Annotated in this window: 10 protein-coding genes and 1 tRNA gene; 8 read left to right on the top strand and 3 right to left on the bottom strand. The window is 35.6% G+C overall.

The window, feature by feature from the left end; translation table 11 throughout:
• Positions 1-60: 60 nt before the first annotated feature.
• Positions 61-3,336 carry a glycosyltransferase family 117 protein gene (locus tag BUC23_RS01885; protein WP_073204507.1) on the bottom strand — a complete coding sequence of 1,092 codons (3,276 nt, stop codon included), beginning with the start codon at positions 3,334-3,336 and terminating at the stop codon, positions 61-63.
• 247 nt (positions 3,337-3,583) lie between these two features.
• Between BUC23_RS01885 and BUC23_RS01880 the strand changes: the two genes are divergently transcribed.
• From BUC23_RS01880 to BUC23_RS01860, 5 genes are all read left to right on the top strand, one after another.
• A tRNA-Gln gene (locus BUC23_RS01880) sits at positions 3,584-3,654 on the top strand.
• A 323-nt stretch (positions 3,655-3,977) separates the two neighbouring features.
• Positions 3,978-4,811 carry a helix-turn-helix domain-containing protein gene (locus BUC23_RS01875; RefSeq protein WP_073204502.1) on the top strand — a complete coding sequence of 278 codons (834 nt, stop codon included), beginning with the start codon at positions 3,978-3,980 and terminating at the stop codon, positions 4,809-4,811.
• Positions 4,812-4,902: 91 nt separating this feature from the next.
• Positions 4,903-6,213: a TolC family protein gene (locus BUC23_RS01870; RefSeq protein WP_073204497.1), complete on the top strand. Its 1,311-nt coding sequence runs from the start codon at positions 4,903-4,905 to the stop codon at positions 6,211-6,213.
• Positions 6,214-6,230: 17 nt separating this feature from the next.
• Positions 6,231-7,382 (top strand): HlyD family secretion protein, encoded by a 1,152-nt coding sequence (locus BUC23_RS01865; protein WP_073204492.1) that lies wholly within the window; start codon positions 6,231-6,233, stop codon positions 7,380-7,382.
• Between the two features lie 2 nt (positions 7,383-7,384).
• Entirely contained in the window at positions 7,385-8,998 is a 1,614-nt protein-coding gene (locus tag BUC23_RS01860; RefSeq protein ID WP_073204490.1) for an MFS transporter, read from the top strand.
• A gap of 184 nt (positions 8,999-9,182) precedes the next feature.
• Here the strand turns inward: BUC23_RS01860 and BUC23_RS01855 are convergent, their stop codons facing one another.
• Entirely contained in the window at positions 9,183-10,007 is an 825-nt protein-coding gene (locus tag BUC23_RS01855) for a universal stress protein (protein WP_073204487.1), read from the bottom strand.
• A 177-nt stretch (positions 10,008-10,184) separates the two neighbouring features.
• On the opposite strand from BUC23_RS01855, the gene rimP reads away from it, so the two are divergent.
• The 3 genes from rimP (at position 10,185) to infB (ending at position 14,899) form a co-directional block, all read left to right on the top strand.
• Positions 10,185-10,649: a ribosome assembly cofactor RimP gene (gene rimP / locus BUC23_RS01850; protein WP_073204483.1), complete on the top strand. Its 465-nt coding sequence runs from the start codon at positions 10,185-10,187 to the stop codon at positions 10,647-10,649.
• A gap of 13 nt (positions 10,650-10,662) precedes the next feature.
• The gene (gene nusA / locus BUC23_RS01845) at positions 10,663-11,916 is read left to right on the top strand and encodes a transcription termination factor NusA (protein ID WP_073204480.1); all 1,254 of its coding nucleotides are present in this window, start codon (positions 10,663-10,665) and stop codon (positions 11,914-11,916) included.
• A gap of 100 nt (positions 11,917-12,016) precedes the next feature.
• On the top strand, positions 12,017-14,899 hold the full coding sequence (gene infB / locus BUC23_RS01840) for a translation initiation factor IF-2 (protein WP_073204476.1): 2,883 nt from the start codon (positions 12,017-12,019) through the stop codon (positions 14,897-14,899).
• Positions 14,900-16,054: 1,155 nt separating this feature from the next.
• Here infB and BUC23_RS01830 read toward each other — a convergent pair.
• Positions 16,055-16,444, bottom strand: a complete 390-nt coding sequence (locus BUC23_RS01830; RefSeq protein ID WP_073204469.1) for an SPOR domain-containing protein — start codon at positions 16,442-16,444, stop codon at positions 16,055-16,057.
• Positions 16,445-16,589 lie beyond the last annotated feature (145 nt).

The raw sequence follows: 16,589 nt of genomic DNA, 5'->3' as shown, positions 1-16,589 counted from the left end.
AAAATAGCGACATTTTTCAATATCGCTACATTTTCTAATTATCTGATTTTCTCATTAATGTCATTCTTTCTCACGACCAAAACGTTCGAACATTTTAATATAGGTATTAAAAGAGGTTCTGTTCTGATTGTAAAATACGGTGTCTCCACTTTCTTTCATTACTTGCAGTAAGCCTCGATAGCGTTCGATATCGGTTATAATGTCAATTGCAATACTTGTTTGATCTGAAGCGCTCAAGTTACCGTAGTAATTAAGATTCTCTTTGTATTTAGACGTCAACTTATTTAGAAGTTCTTGCGCTTTTACTTTTTCACCAATCGCATAATACCCTTTAGCAAATGGCTCAACCAGTGAATAATATCCAAATCTATCCAAAGGCATTTTGGTCATGGCTAAATCGATGATGTTTTTAGCTTTGTCTTTCTTTCCTTCGGCGATTAATTGATCCATCAACCGGGCAAGATTCATTCTATAAGTGATACTGTTTCTTCTGGTTTCAGGATCATGATATATTTTTGGGCTGTCACTATTTCCCCAATCCCATTTCATAACATTGGCGTACATTTTATCCGAATCAATTTGACCCATGTCCATTTGTCCATCGTCTTTTTTAAGCTTAGTTCTAATTGGTACTAATTTATAAACCATTCCGTCTAGTTGAAGATATTCTTTCATCCAGATATAATCTTCATTATCAAATGCTCCACCGCTGAAATAAATAGGTCTTTTCCAATTGTTATTGGCAACGATATCAAGCATCATTAGCCTGTTTTTATACAATGCATTTCCTTTGATGTCAATATCGATGTAAGGAACGATAGAGTCATTGTATTTGGCCGAAACAACTTTATTATTGATGATCATATTTTTGTCAACAGGAATTCTAATTTTATTTGTTGGATAAAAATGTATCGTCTGCCCATTCTGCATTTCAACAGTAGATTTTGGATTTTTGATAAAATCTATAAAATCTTTTATTTCCCATCGGCTTTCCACTTTTGGAATATGAGCTACATAATCCAGTTTGTCTCCTACATATTGGTCGTGTGTAAATGAAATAGGTAAAGGGTCAGATTCGTACGTTTTAGTTTTCATTTGATCGATATACCAATCGGTCATGAAAAGACTCGTGTTTACGATTTTAACGTCTGTTCTTACCTTTTCTATTTCTTGGGCATACCATAATGGGAAGGTGTCATTGTCACCAATAGTGAATAATATGGCATCCTTATCGCAAGAGGTCAAATAGGCTTTTGCCATAGCTACAGCGGTATATTTGCCAGAGCGGTCATGGTCATCCCAGTTTTGTGAAGCCATTAGAACCGGAGCTGCTAATAAACTCGCAGCAATAAGTAATGGACCGGCAATTTTTGGTGCTAAATATTTCTGGGCACTTTCGTAGAGTGCGTAGACACCAAATCCTATCCATATGGCAAATACATAGAAAGAGCCGACTAAGGCATAATCTCTTTCGCGAGGTTCGAAAGGTCTTTCGTTTAGGTAAATTTTTAATGCAATTCCTGTAAATAAAAATAGCGCGAGTAAGACATAAAAGCTCTTTAAATCTTTATTGGCATGATACATCAAACCGATTAGTCCAAGTATAAATGGTAAAAAGAAATATACATTTCGACCTTTATTATTTAGTACATCTGATGGGAGATTATCTTGAGAACCAACATGTAAATTATCAATAAATTTAATTCCGCTAATCCAATTTCCGTCTAAATTATCGTATTTTCCTTGCACATCACTTTGACGTCCAACAAAATTCCACATTAAATATCTCCAGTACATGTATCCAAATTGATATTCGAACATGAAACTTAAATTATCAACAGTTGTTGGTTTTTCAATAATCAAATAATCTCCGTAACTTTTCAAGAAAGAAACATAACCATCATTGTCAATTTGCTTTTGAGCGTAGGCTTGTCTAAACTCATTTATCGTTTTTTCAACCTCGTTTTTCAACTGTGCGATGGCTTTGTTGTATTCCTCTTCAGTTAATTTGCTTGGATCAATACCGTATTTTGCCAAATCATCCTCATAAGGATAATCCGGATTGATTTTGAATGCCGGAGGGTTTGAGAAATTCATGTAATTTGCTACATGCTCCGTACTCCACATTCTAGGCAAAATAGTTTTTTGGTGGTCGTCACTATTTTGTTCGGCATTTTTAAAATTATTTGTAATAATATATTTACCGGTTTTTAAATCTCTTTCGTAGTTAGTCGCTTTGTCTAAGTAAGGATTTTCTTTGTCTAAGCCAGTAAAGGTTTCTGTGTATTGAGGTCCGTAAAACAAAGGATTTACACCATATTGTTCTCTGTTGTAATACGCCAGAACTTCCGCTGCATCTGATGGTTTGTTTTCGTTAATTACCGTATTAGCATTTGCTCTAATTGGTAACATCATCCAAGTGGAGAATCCAATTAAAATAAACAAAATACAAAGAATGATAGTGTTATAAAATATTAAACCTTTTTGTTTGGTGTATTTTAAACCAAAGTAAAAGAAAGCGATAAATAGTAATGCAACAAAAATACTTCCGGAATTAAATGGCATTCCTAGTTCATTCACCATGAAAACTTCTGTCTTTGCAAAGAAAGCCATGGTCAATGGCAGCAATAACTTGAAGATAAATAATAAGATGGCAATAACGAAAACATTGGCAATTATAAAATTTTTGACAGTAACAACTTTATAATGTTTGAAAAAATAAAGAAAACCAATAGCTGGGATGGTCAATAAAGCCATGAAATGAACTCCGAACGAAAGTCCAACAACTAAAGAAATGATCAGTAACCATTTATTTCCTCTTGGCGTGTCCATGTCTTGTTCCCAACGCAATCCCAACCAAAAAAGTAAGGAAATAAATAGAGAAGCCATGGCATAAACTTCGGCCTCTACGGCGTTGAACCAAAAACTATCGGAGAAGGTATAGGCTAACGCTCCTACAAATGAACTTCCAAGAATAACTATTGCGTTGTCTTTGTTTATGTCAGAAAATCGAGAAATTAATTTTTTCAATAGCATTGTAGAAGACCAATACATGAATAAGATTGTAAAGGCACTTGAAAAAACGGACATCATGTTGACCATTAATGCAATATGTTTGTCATCTGTGGCAAACATCGCAAAAAAGGCTCCAATCATCTGGAATAAAGGAGCTCCGGGTGGATGTCCTACCTCTAGTTTAGCGGCGGTTGCAATATATTCTCCACAATCCCAAAAACTCATTGTGGGTTCAACAGTAATCGTATATGTTACTAATGCTATTGCAAATGTAAGCCAACCTATAATCGTATTCCATTTATTGAAATTGAATGTTACCATATTTCAGACTAAAATTTAGTTAAATTTTTTGAGATACAAAGAAAATGTTTTTTTGTCGAATGATGCGAGCATTAACAAAATTTTCAAAAAAAAAATGAACTTTGGTAATCAATTGGTTTTTAGCTATTTTGAAAATAATATTCGATAGGAGTCGAAGAGAATGAAAATTTTTTAAAAAAAACGCATTAAAAAATTTGTGTAGCTTAAAATTTGTATTAAATTTGCACTCGCTTAACAGCAATGGAATTGGTCTATGGTGTAATGGTAACACAACTGTTTTTGGTGCAGTCGTTCAAGGTTCGAGTCCTTGTAGACCAACTGGTATTTTTGAAGAACCCCGTAAACATTAACGTTTACGGGGTTTTATTTTTTAGGGCGTAAAAAATCACGTAGTAAGTGCTTATAGTGATGTATTTCTTCAGTGTCTATTAAAAACCCCAAAGAAGAGTTAGCCCATTCCCTCAGCGGTAGAAAAGCGATTTCAAATTAACTTTCCTAAGAGTAATATGCTGTAAAGTCATGAAAAGGAGAAATGTACTTTTCAGCATCAATATTTTGAAAATATTAAAATTTCAAACTCTTTTAATCACTCTTGTGAGTATGTAGATGTTTCTTTAGTTAACTTTGCTTAAAATGTAACTTTGGAAAAACCCATCCAGATTTTTGATGCTCACAATATTTTTGATTTTATCGAAATCAATCACCCGTATCACCCAAAGAATCCCGCATTTTTAATTCTGAAGAAAGGGAAACTAAATTTTACCGAAAACTTGAACAGCATTGAACTCGCTGAAAATTATGTGGCACTGATAGATTCGCGTAAGGTTTATGAAATCCTCGAAATTAGTGACGATCTGGAAATATTTCTGGTAGCTTTTGACAAAGAATTTACAGAAAAGCTTCCACTGAAGATCAACCGTCTTAATGCCTATGTTTACTTCCGAAATGAACTGGTATGCCATTTTCAGTTAGGAACTCCGCAGTTCGAAAAAATCTGGAAAAATGTAGACCTTCTGAAAAACATTTTGGAGAGTGAAGACTTTACCACCCATCATGACGAAATCATCCGACATCTGTTTTCCTCTTTAGTGTATCAGTTCGGAGATACCGTTTCTAAAAATTCAGATTTTTCAAAGGAAAAAATTTCAAGAAAACACGAACTCGTCCTTCATTTCCTTAAAAAGGTAGGCGAACATTTTCTGGAAGAGAAGGAGGTTACCTTTTATGCCGAACAACAGTTTATTACTTCCAGACATCTTTCAGCTGTATTAAAAGAAGTTACAGGTAATACCGCAGGACAGGTTATTGCTGCTTTTGTTATGAAGGAAGCAAAAGCGCAGCTTTCTTCCACTGACAAATCGATATATGAGATTTCGATGGATCTTAAGTTTAGTGACCAATACTCCTTTGGTCATTTTTTCAAGAAGCATTCCGGCGAAAGCCCACACGTTTACCGCAAGCGTTTCAAAAATTAAATCTTACTTTTGAACATTTTATTCATTGTTTCGGTCATTTCTTATGGGATAGAATACTTTGTATCTTTGCTTATTCAAAACAACGGAAAATATGAAACTGAAATACAGAATGACTCTTTTATTGCTGAGTCTGTTTATTTTCACTGCCAACGCTCAAACTTCGGAACGTAAAATGTCACTTGATGAAGTGGTGCAAACGGCTTTAGAAAATCACACACAGCTGAAACTGTCAAAGGAAAACATACAGATTACAAAGCAGCAGACAAGAATTATCGAACTCCAGAAACTGCCCACAATCAATGCCTCGGCCAATGCATTTTATCTTGGTGATGCTCTAATTCTTGACAAAGACTTCACGAAAGTGGCGACTTTAAGTATGCCTCATTTTGGAAATACCTATGGCGTTCAGGCATCGGAACTGATCTTTAAAGGTGGGATTGTAAAAAAATCCATAGAAATATCGGAACTTAGAGAACAGCTCGCTGAACTGGATTTAGAGAAGGATCAACAAAATATAAAGTTTCTGGTCACTTCGAATTATCTGGATATCTACAAAATCATCAACCAAAAAAATGTATTCCTTAATAACCAGAAACTGGCTACAGAACGTCTTGAAAACGTAAAGAAATTTTACAAACAAGGTATGGTGACCAGAAATGAAATCATCCGTGGGGAACTTTTACTGAAGAATCTTCAACAGGGAATCTTGGTTCTGGATAACAACCGTGCAAGCATAAACTATCAGTTAACAACCGCCATCGGAATCTCAACGGATATCCTTATTGAACCTACCGATTCGTTCAGCGATATCCCGGAAGCTCAGAATCTGAAGTATTATCTTGAACTGGCTCATCAAAATCACCCCGTTTTGAAATCTGCCCAAACCGGAATCAAGATAGCCGGTAAAAACATTGAAATCATTAAAACGGACAGAATGCCCACCATTGCGGCATTCGGAGGATACAATATGGCAAGACCGATTACGGCTACAATGCCAGCTAAGGATTTTTACACCAATTCCTGGCAGAGCGGACTTTCTATAAGCTACAGCATTGACAATCTTTATAAAACCAAAGAGAAGGTAAAGTTAGGTAAGTTTCAGCTCAATCAGGCCAACAACGTGCTGGATTTGCAGCTACAGCAACTTGATGTACAGACTAACGCCGCTTACCTGAAATGGCAGGAAGCGGTGAAACAAGCTCAACTTTATAAGGAAAGTGAAGCGCTTGCCAACGAAAACTATAAAATCGTCGAAGCTAAATATCTCAACCAACTCGCGTTGCAGGCCGACATGACCGATGCAACGAACGCTAAACTGGAAGCTGAATTACTATCTGCAAACAGTGAGATTAACGTTCACTATCAGTATTACAATTTAATGAAAACAACAGGAACTTTATAAAACTAAAACATACAGATATGTCAGAACAAACTCCAGATAAAGCAAATGCAATTCCGCCTGAAGCCGAAGCAAAAGTTTCAGGACAAATGGTTGAAGCAAAAGAGACGGTGGCTCCTAAAAAACTTAAGAAAAAAAGCAGTACCGTTAAAACAACGGTCATCAACTTAATCGTTTTTGCGATTGCGGTTGTCGGATTTTACTGGCTTGTCACGCATTATTTTCATTTGAACGACGATAATTTCACCAATTCCGCGCAAGTAGAAGAATTTATTAATCCGGTGAACACAAGAGTTCCCGGTTATATTAAAGAGATTAAATACAAAGAACATGAGGCGGTAAAAAAAGGGGACACATTGGTGATTCTGGATGAACGCGAACTCCTAACCCAGTTGGCACAAGCAGAAGCGGCGTATCAAAATGCGCTAGCCTCCAGAAACGTTACCTCTTCGGCTGTCAATACGGTTTCGAATAACATAAATGTAGCCAATGCTAACATAGCGGGTGCGAAAGCAAGACTATGGAATGCTGAACAGAATATGAACCGCTACAAAAACCTTTTGGCTTCTGAAGCCGTGACCAGACAACAATACGACCAGGTAAAAACGGAGTATGATGCAACCAAAGCTATGTATCAAACCCTAGTTAGTCAAAAAAACACAGCGAGTCTCGCTACCGGTGAGACCAGAAGCCGACTCGGCGTAAACGATGCCGAAATTAAGAGAACAGCAGCCATGCTAGATATGGCTAAAATTAATGTTTCTTACACGGTGATTACCGCTCCCTATGACGGAATCATGGGCAGAAGGCTGATTAATGAAGGGCAACTGCTGCAAGCCGGTCAGCAATTGGGTACCATTGTATTGAATGGTCAAAAGTGGATTACTGCTAACTTTCTGGAGAGCCAGATGCACCGTGTGAAAATTGGTGAAAAGTTGAATGTGACAGTAGACGCTTTAGGCGGAAAAAAATTAGTAGGTGAGGTAACTGCTATCTCTGCCGCCACAGGGTCAAAATATTCGAATGTTCCCGTTGATAATTCAACAGGAAACTTTGTGAAAGTACAGCAAAGAATCCCTGTAAGGATTGAATTCACCTCAGAAAATAAAGAGGAAGATCTGAACCAGCTCCGTGCCGGTATGAATGTAAATGTGACTTTAAATAAACCGTAATAATGGCTGATTACAATCAAGGGCTTTACAAAAGCTGGGTGCCTAAGCCGGTGCAGCTTTTACTCATTGTGGTATTTACTTTTTTTATTTTATCCATGAATCCTGTAAACGCAGGGAACATCGGTATGATGGTAGGCGATTTAGGAACCATGCAGGAATACCTGATTATGGCCAATTTTGCTACATTTATCGGAATGGGAGCCTCAATACCCCTAATTTTAAGGGCGAAGTTGAGATTCCGCTCCAAAGAGATTATGGTATTTTCACTTGCTGTAACCGCGCTGCTTTCTTTTGTTATTGGCACCACTAATTCCCCGGAACTCATTATCGCCAGTTCATTCCTGATGGGATTTTTCAAGATGTTGATGTTGATGGAATTCATCTTGCCGCTGATGTTTATTTTAACTCCTGACGGGAAAAGAGGAAAATTTTATTCCATCTTTTATCCTTTTTCAATTGTTACCGGAAATATTTCGGGATATTATTTCGCAAATCTGGCCTACCAAACGACATGGCAATATCCGCATCTACTTACGGCGGGGCTCTGTTTGTTGTTGATCATGATTTCATTGCTATTCCAGCATAATCAACGTTTCGCGCGCAAAATGCCCTTGTTCCAAATTGACTGGGTGAGCATCGTTTTTTTTGCTGGCACCTTTCTTTTTATGTCCTATTTTCTGTCTTTTGGAAAGACGCTGAATTGGTTTGATGCCCGAAACATCCGCATTTCCTTTTGGGGTTCTTTGATTAGTTTTGTGCTACTTACTTTGCGACAGTTGCAGTTGAAGAGGAGTTACATTTCCTTCGGTATTTTTACTAAAAGTAATGTACGGAGCGGTTTAATTATGTTGCTTTTTATGGGGGTTTTCCTGGGATCAAGTTCTTTGCAGAATACCTTTACGGTCGGAATTTTGGGATATGATATGGTGACCAATGCATCGCTGAACCTTATGATGATTCCGGGTGTGATTCTAGCAGGAGTGGTTGCCTATTTTTGGTTTAAAAATGAATGGCCGATAAAGATGTTCATCTTCTCCGGTTTTGCGGCTTTTTTTCTAAATTCAGTGATAATGTATTTCATGATGGTTACTGAACTTAATTATGAAAGTTGGCTTCTACCCATGTTTCTTAAAGGTTACGGATTAAGTGCAATATATATCGCGGTTTGGTTTTATATCCTCGACAAACTTGAAATGGAACCAATGCTTCAGGCGATTGGACTTGTTCTGGTGTTCCGGAGTTTTGTGGCCACTGCTGTATTTTCCTCCTTTTTCTCCTGGCTGCAGTATCAGTTTCAGTGGGAGAGTGTGAATAATCTTGCCGTTTATCTGGACGGTAATTTGATGTCATCGCAAGTTGCATTATCCGGCTACAAAAATATACAGCTCAATGCCATTTTAGCCGCTAACAAAAAAATATATGGTCTTATTTGTATCGCATCTATCGGGATGATGATTTATGTAATACAGCATCATTTCGGGAAAGTAAGGTTTTCAAGGTTGCGATGGGAAGAAGTCAGGTTCAACGGTGTTTTAAGAAAAAGAAAAACCAGCGAAGCAAAAATACTGCGTGAAAGAGCGGAAGAAATAAAAGGTGCAGCAGGAGCAACATTTTAGAAAGGAAGCAAAATCCATTTAAGAATTGCTAATCGCTTCCCTCTGTGCTACCATTTTTACGCACTTCCCATTGGGAATGGTGTTTGGTCATTTTATATTTTATACTTGCAGTAAAGCCTCTCGTTTTTTGAGAGGCTTTTTTATTGTATAGGTATTTTAGGTTTTTCCTTTTTTGAAAAAAAAACTAAATTTTGAAGGTGATTACGGGTTTGACTGTATGATTAACCAGATCTTCACTAATACTTCCGTTGAAAAAATGCGCCAATCCAGTTCTTCCATGGGTGCAAAGTCCAATTAAATCAGCATTGATAGAATTTGCAAAATTGAGTATTCCGTTTTCAATGTTGGAATCGTTGAAAATGTGCATGGAGTAGTTTTTTACATCAAAATCCTTAGCAAAATCATTCATTATTTTTTCTGCAGCGAGAGTAGTTTTGAAGCTGTTAGGCGTGCATATCATTACTAAAAAAAGATTTGCATCAAAAATTTCGGTGAATTCAACCATTTTTTTAAATGGTTTTTTTATTTCTTGTGAAAAATCAGAAGCGAAAACGAAATTTTTAGGTTCAAATTTTCCGGGGTCTTTTTTTATAACCAGAACAGGAATGTCGGAAAGTCGTACTACTTTCTCCGTATTAGAGCCAATAAGTATTTCTTCAATTCCTGAAGATCCATGAGAACCCATAATGATTAAGTCAATTTTATTTTTTTTGCTGAATGATAATATACCCTGTGAAGCTCTTTCAAATTGAACCGTTTCAGTTACCGAAATTCCGTTCAATAATGTGCTTTCCTTGATTTTTTGCAGCGTTTCGTTTGCTTTTTTGATAAACAGCATTACCTCAGGGATTCCACTTCCGCCTGAAATTGCATCGCTCATTTGACCGGGTAATTCCAGCATGTGCAATAAGAAAATTTCACACTTGGTTTTTTTTGCGATTTGGGCTGCTAGCTTTAAAGCATCTTCTGCGTGTTTGGAAAAATCAGTTGGTACTAAAATTCGTTTCATAAGTAAAAGGTTTAAATTATCGGAAAAAAACTATTATTTTATGACTTAATAAAGGTAAGAAATATTTTAACAGTAATTGATTATTTATTTTTATAAAAAAAAACACTATATTTGCACCGTTATTTATTAAAATCTAGATAATGAGGGGACTAAGTGTCCCCTCTTTTTATAAAAAATATGACATTTAAAGAAAAAGTAAATACAGTGCTGGCGGAAGCCCTTTTAGAGAAGCCTTCGGTTTTTCTAGTTGACTTGATTATTACGGATGCTTTTAAGGTAATTGTGACCTTAGACGGTGATAATGGAGTGGTTCTGCAAGATTGTATCGACGTTAGTCGTGCAATAGACAATAATATCGATAGAGAAGAGCAAGATTTCTCTTTGGAAGTAGCTTCAGTAGGAGTTGGTTCGGCTCTGAAATTTGTACGTCAGTACAAGAAGAATATTGGTAGAACATTGATTGTTAAGACTGGGTCAGAAATTATTGAGGCAGAATTAGTAGAAGCTAATGATGATTTTGTAATTTTGTCGTGGAAAGCAAGAGAGCCGAAAAAGTTAGGAAAAGGGAAAGAAACGGTTCAAAAAGAACTTAAGTTACCTTACGCAGATATAAAAGAAGCAATTGTTACAGTAACATTTTAATTAAAGAATTCGCATGGAAAATTTAGCATTAATCGATTCATTCTCAGAGTTTAAAGATGATAAACTTATTGATCGTGTAACGCTTATGGCAATTTTGGAAGATGTATTTAGAAATGCATTGAAGAAAAAATACGGTTCAGATGATAATTTCGATATTATTATAAATCCTGATAAAGGAGATATGGAAATTTGGAGAAGAAGAGTAATCGTTGCTGACGAGGATCTAGATTTTGAAAACGAAGAGATTACTTTGACTGAAGCAAGAAAAATTGAAGCGGATTTTGAAATTGGCGAAGAAGTTTCTGAAGAGGTAAAATTAATTGATTTGGGAAGAAGAGCTATTTTAGCTTTGCGCCAAAACTTAATTTCAAAAATTCACGAACACGATAATACGAATCTTTACAAGCAATTTAAAGATTTAATTGGAGATATTTATACGGCGGAAGTACATCATGTACGTCCAAGAGTTGTAATTTTGGTTGATGATGAAGGAAATGAAATCATTTTGCCAAAAGAAAAACAAATACCTTCTGACTTTTTCCGTAAAGGAGATAATGTTCGTGGTATAATTGAAAGTGTTGAATTGAAAGGGAATAAACCTCAAATTATTATGTCTAGAACTTCAGAGAAGTTTTTAGAAAAATTATTTGAACAAGAAATTCCTGAAGTTTTTGACGGATTAATTATGGTTAAAAAAGTGGTAAGAATTCCAGGTGAAAAAGCAAAAGTAGCCGTAGATTCTTATGATGACAGAATTGACCCAGTTGGAGCATGCGTAGGTATGAAAGGTTCTCGTATTCACGGTATTGTTCGTGAATTAGGAAATGAAAATATTGATGTTATCAATTATACCAGTAATATTCAATTGTTTATAACTAGAGCGTTAAGTCCGGCTAAAGTTTCTTCTATCAAAATTAATGAAGAAACAAAAAGAGCAGAAGTGTTCTTAAAACTGGAAGAAGTTTCTAAAGCAATTGGTAGAGGTGGGCATAACATAAAGTTAGCTGGTTTGTTAACTGGATATGAATTAGATGTTATCAGAGAAGGTGATGTTGCTGGTGCAGCCACTGATGATGATGATGTTGAATTAACAGAGTTTTCAGATGAAATTGAAAGCTGGGTTATTGAAGAATTTGCAAAAATTGGTTTAGATACTGCAAAAAGTATTTTGAAACAAGATGTAGAAGATTTAGTAAGAAGAACAGATCTTGAAGAGGAAACAATTCAGGAAGTAATGAGAATATTGAAAGAAGAATTCGAGAGTTAATCTTGAATTCTTTTAAAAAATAAATCTTGATTTTATTTTCCCTATAAGTAGTTAGGGTTCAGTCAAGAAACACAACAAAAGGTAATAATAAAAAGGTTTTATGTCTGAAGAGAGAATTATTAGAATAAACAAAGTTTTAAGGGAATTGAATATTTCTTTAGAAAGAGCTGTGGATTATCTAAAAGATAAGGGAATTGCTATTGAAGCAAATCCAAACACAAAAATTTCTGATGATGTATACAATGTCTTGTGCGGTCAGTTTGCTGGTGACAAAGGGAATAAAGAGGCTTCGAAAGAAGTAGGGGAAGAGAAAAGAAAAGAAAAGGAAGCTTTACGTGTGGAGCGAGAAAAAGAGATCGAAGACAAGCGTAAGCTGGATGAAGAACGATTGAAACAACAAGAGGTTATAAAAGCGAGAGCGGTTATAAGTGGACCTGTGCAAGTTGGGAAAATAGATCTTAATCCAAAAAAACCTGTTACGGTACCAACTCCAAAAGCGGTAGAGAAGATTGAAGTTCCTGTTGTAAAAGTTACAGAAGAAAAACCTGTTGTAACGGAGGCTGTTGAAAAAGCGCCTGCTCCAAAAGCACCGTTGCAAGAAAAACCTGTTTCAGACAAAAAAGAAGTTAAGCCTGTTGTTGGAATAAAAGAAGTGAAGAAAGAACCTGTGAAAGAGGTTGTTTCGGAACCTGCAAAAGTTGAAAAAGTGGATGAAGCGCCAGTTGATGAAACCATCACAACGCAATATCAGAAACTTTCTGGGACTACTTTGACGGGACAAATAATTGATTTGTCTCAATTCAACAAACCGAAAAAGAAAAAAGAAGAGCCTAAAATCACTCCGAATAAACCGGGTGCTCCAGGTTCGGCTGCAGCTAATGCAAATAAAAACAAGCGAAAAAGGATTGCTCCTAAACCGGGTGCTCCAAGACCGCCTGCAACACCGGGAGTTCCTGGTGCTCCTAATCCTAATAAGATTACACCTAATGTAGGTGGTGGAGGTTTCAATGCTAACAGAAGTGCAAGACCTGGTTTCGTAAAAGGAAACAGACCTGCGATTGTTGCAAAAGTGGAGCCTACAGAGGAGGAAGTTAAAAATCAAATTAGAGAGACTTTAGAAAAACTACAAGGAAAAGGTGGTAAATCTAAAGCAGCTAAATATAGAAGAGACAAAAGAGATACGCACCGTCAGAAATCTGATGATGAGCAAAGAGCTATTGACGAAGGAAGTAAAACTATTAAAGTTACTGAGTTTGTTACTGTAGGTGAAATTGCAATCATGATGGATGTGCCAATTACTAAAGTTATTGGAACTTGTATGTCACTTGGAATCATGGTTACCATGAATCAACGTCTTGATGCAGAAACATTGACTATTGTAGCTGATGAATTTGGTTACGAAGTTGAGTTTATTACTGTTGATATTGAAGAAGCGATTCAAGTGGTTGCTGACAAAGAAGAAGATTTAGTCTTTAGAGCACCTATCGTTACTGTAATGGGTCACGTCGATCACGGTAAAACATCTTTACTGGATTACATTCGTAAAGAAAACGTAATCGCAGGAGAGTCTGGAGGAATTACACAACATATTGGTGCCTACGGAGTAACATTGGATAACGGACAAAAAATCGCATTCTTAGATACACCGGGTCACGAAGCGTTTACCGCGATGCGTGCGCGTGGTGCTCAAGTTACAGATATTGCTATTATTGTAATTGCAGCTGATGATGACATCATGCCGCAAACCAAAGAAGCAATTAGTCATGCTCAGGCAGCTGGCGTTCCTATCATATTTGCTATCAATAAAATTGATAAGCCAAATGCTAATCCTGAAAAAGTAAAAGAAAGATTAGCAAGTATGAATTTACTTGTTGAAGACTGGGGTGGAAAAATTCAATCACATGATATTTCTGCCAAAGTAGGAACAGGTGTGAAAGAATTATTAGAAAAAGTATTGTTAGAGGCAGAACTTTTAGATTTGAAATCAAATCCAAATAAAGCGGCTTCGGGAACTGTTGTTGAGGCTTTCTTAGATAAAGGAAAAGGATATGTTTCTACTATATTAGTTCAAAACGGAACTTTGAAAATTGGAGATTATATGTTGGCTGGTAAACATCATGGTAAAATTAAAGCCATGCATGATGAACGTGGGAATATTGTTACTGTTGCAGGTCCTTCGACTCCGGTTTCTGTTCTTGGTTTAGATGGTGCAGCAACTGCTGGTGATAAGTTCAACATCTTTGAAGATGAAAAAGAAGCAAAACAAATTGCATCTAAACGTTCTCAATTAATGCGTGAACAATCAGTTCGTACACAAAGACATATTACATTAGATGAAATTGGACGTAGAATTGCATTAGGTCAGTTTAAAGAATTGAACATTATCCTTAAAGGAGATGTGGATGGTTCTGTTGAAGCATTGTCAGATTCGTTCTCTAAATTATCTACTGAAGAAATACAAATTAATATTATCCATAAAGGTGTTGGAGCAATTACAGAGACTGACGTTATGTTGGCTTCTGCTTCTGATGCGATCATTATCGGATTTAATGTTCGTCCTGCAGGAAATGCAAGACAATTGGCAGACAAAGAAGAAATTGATATCCGTTACTATTCTATTATTTATGCAGCTATCGATGACTTGAAAGATGCAATGGAAGGAATGCTAGCTCCAGAAATGAAAGAAGAAATTCTGGGAACTGCTGAAATTAGAGAGATATTTAAGATTTCTAAAGTTGGTTCTATTGCTGGAAGTATGGTTATGGATGGTAAAATTGTTAAAAACGCCAAAATGAGAATCATTAGAGAAGGTGTTGTTGTTTTCACAGGAGAACTTCTTGCACTGAAACGTTTCAAAGATGATGTGAAAGATGTTGCCAAAGGATACGATTGTGGTATTCAAGTAAAAGGATACAATGACATTGAAGAAAGAGATGTTATTGAATCGTACCATGAAGTAGCAGTTAAAAAGAAATTGAAATAAAATTTCAATATATTAAAAATTAAAATCCCGAGCTATCGGGATTTTTTTTGTTTCATGGTAACCCAGTTGTCAGGAGTGAGAGTTATTTGGGTTTTATTTGGGCGTGCCACCAGCTAGAAAAAAGGGCTAGCAACTTACCGGTCATTGCCCTTTTTTCTAGCTGCTGTCGGGCTATCCGCGCTACAGGGTAGCTAGCTTCTATCCCTCACGCGAATAAAAGATCGTTATCACTAATGAGAGTTTCTTTTAAGAGTGCCTGTTTTAATTTTATATGGAAATTGCTTATGTTTGGTTTTAATATAAGAGTTTAAAAAGTATATTGCATAACAGTGTTCTCTATTTTTTAGAAGCAATGAGTTAAAATAAACTAAACAAAAAATGAAATCTGAAAATTTGATATTGTTTATCATCTTTTTCTTTGTTTGGATACCCACCTTTATCTATCCTAGGTCACATAAGATTTTACGAAGTACAAAATTTTATAATTATAGTTCTGTTGTATCAATATTGATTTTAATTTTATCGATGATGAAATATGAAATGCTTCTTTCACAAAACGAGAAAATTCAAATTCTCATTTCTCTTAGTCCGATATTATTTTTGATTCTCTATAAACAGTTTGACAAAATCATTTTAAGAAAACTAAACCGAAACATGTATTTTAGTGCTAAATATCTAAACGATAAAGAATCTTTAGGTCAAACTTCATTAGAAAGTTTATTTCAGTTTACTCTAGTTTTTATTCCATTGATATGTGCTGCAATAGGGTTATTGATTTTTTAAGATCTTAAAAGAAAAGTACTGGTTGTAATTGTTGTGTGCGCATCACGAAAAATGAGCCAGTGTTGAACTGATCAAGATAGTTTGGGCATGGTGATACAACGCTATAGTAGATTTATGATTTGCGACAGCAAAGTTTTGCCAGCAAAGAAGATCGGCCAGGAATAGCAAAAAGCAAATGAAAAATTGCTGTAAAGAAAATCCTTCCTCTCTCATTTATCGTAGTTTTTTGAAGATCGAGTTTGTCGAGTACCTTCTTAAATTAAAAACGGAAACGTATCGTTTGTAAGAGGATTAAAATAAAAAAGCAACTCTTTATGAGTTGCTTTTTTTTAATAATTAAAGTGCTTTTCTGGAGTAAGTAGTATTGCAAGATTATTTGCTAGGTTTTATCAAGAGTACATTTTTATATTTCTTTCTAATGTCAATCAAATTTCGTTCCGCTTCAATGCGGGTTTTAAAATTACCAACCCAAACTTTATAATTAGGTGTGTTAAATACTATAGTTCCATCAATATCACTAAATTCTTGCTTAAAGCTTCTTAATGTCTTTTTTGCATTTTCGCTGTCCCCGCTAAAAATTTGAATTTTATAACGGTCATTCACAGAGGTTGAAACATTTAATTTTCGCTTTTCATTCAGCAATTGCTCAAATTTAGGGTCTTGACTTACTCTAACTTTCGCGTCTTGAGCATGTATGCAGGATGAAGTAATTATTAAACTTAGAGTGTAAAAAATAACTTGTTTGGGAGCTAAAATTCTCATAATGTGATTGTTTTTATGCAAAAATAGTATTTATAGAATGAAACATAATATTAAATATTATTTAGAATTAATATAAATTGAATTTAAGACTATTTTAAGGTTTTGTGAATAGTTCTTAAGTCGTATTTTTGTGCAAGTTTTAAAG

The organism is Flavobacterium xinjiangense, assembly GCF_900142885.1.
In the GTDB taxonomy this organism is placed as follows: domain Bacteria; phylum Bacteroidota; class Bacteroidia; order Flavobacteriales; family Flavobacteriaceae; genus Flavobacterium; species Flavobacterium xinjiangense.
Note: the sequence above shows the minus strand (reverse complement) of the source record. Positions and strands in the feature narration are given on the sequence as shown.

Bases quoted from the DNA above. Each gene is read 5' to 3' on its own strand.
- BUC23_RS01885 (WP_073204507.1), bottom strand. From the start codon at position 3,336: ATGGTAACATTCAATTTCAATAAATGGAATACGATTATAGGTTGGCTT.
- BUC23_RS01870 (WP_073204497.1), top strand. From the start codon at position 4,903: ATGAAACTGAAATACAGAATGACTCTTTTATTGCTGAGTCTGTTTATT.
- BUC23_RS01865 (WP_073204492.1), top strand. From the start codon at position 6,231: ATGTCAGAACAAACTCCAGATAAAGCAAATGCAATTCCGCCTGAAGCC.
- BUC23_RS01860 (WP_073204490.1), top strand. From the start codon at position 7,385: ATGGCTGATTACAATCAAGGGCTTTACAAAAGCTGGGTGCCTAAGCCG.
- BUC23_RS01855 (WP_073204487.1), bottom strand. From the start codon at position 10,007: ATGAAACGAATTTTAGTACCAACTGATTTTTCCAAACACGCAGAAGAT.
- rimP (WP_073204483.1), top strand. From the start codon at position 10,185: ATGACATTTAAAGAAAAAGTAAATACAGTGCTGGCGGAAGCCCTTTTA.
- nusA (WP_073204480.1), top strand. From the start codon at position 10,663: ATGGAAAATTTAGCATTAATCGATTCATTCTCAGAGTTTAAAGATGAT.
- infB (WP_073204476.1), top strand. From the start codon at position 12,017: ATGTCTGAAGAGAGAATTATTAGAATAAACAAAGTTTTAAGGGAATTG.
- BUC23_RS01830 (WP_073204469.1), bottom strand. From the start codon at position 16,444: ATGAGAATTTTAGCTCCCAAACAAGTTATTTTTTACACTCTAAGTTTA.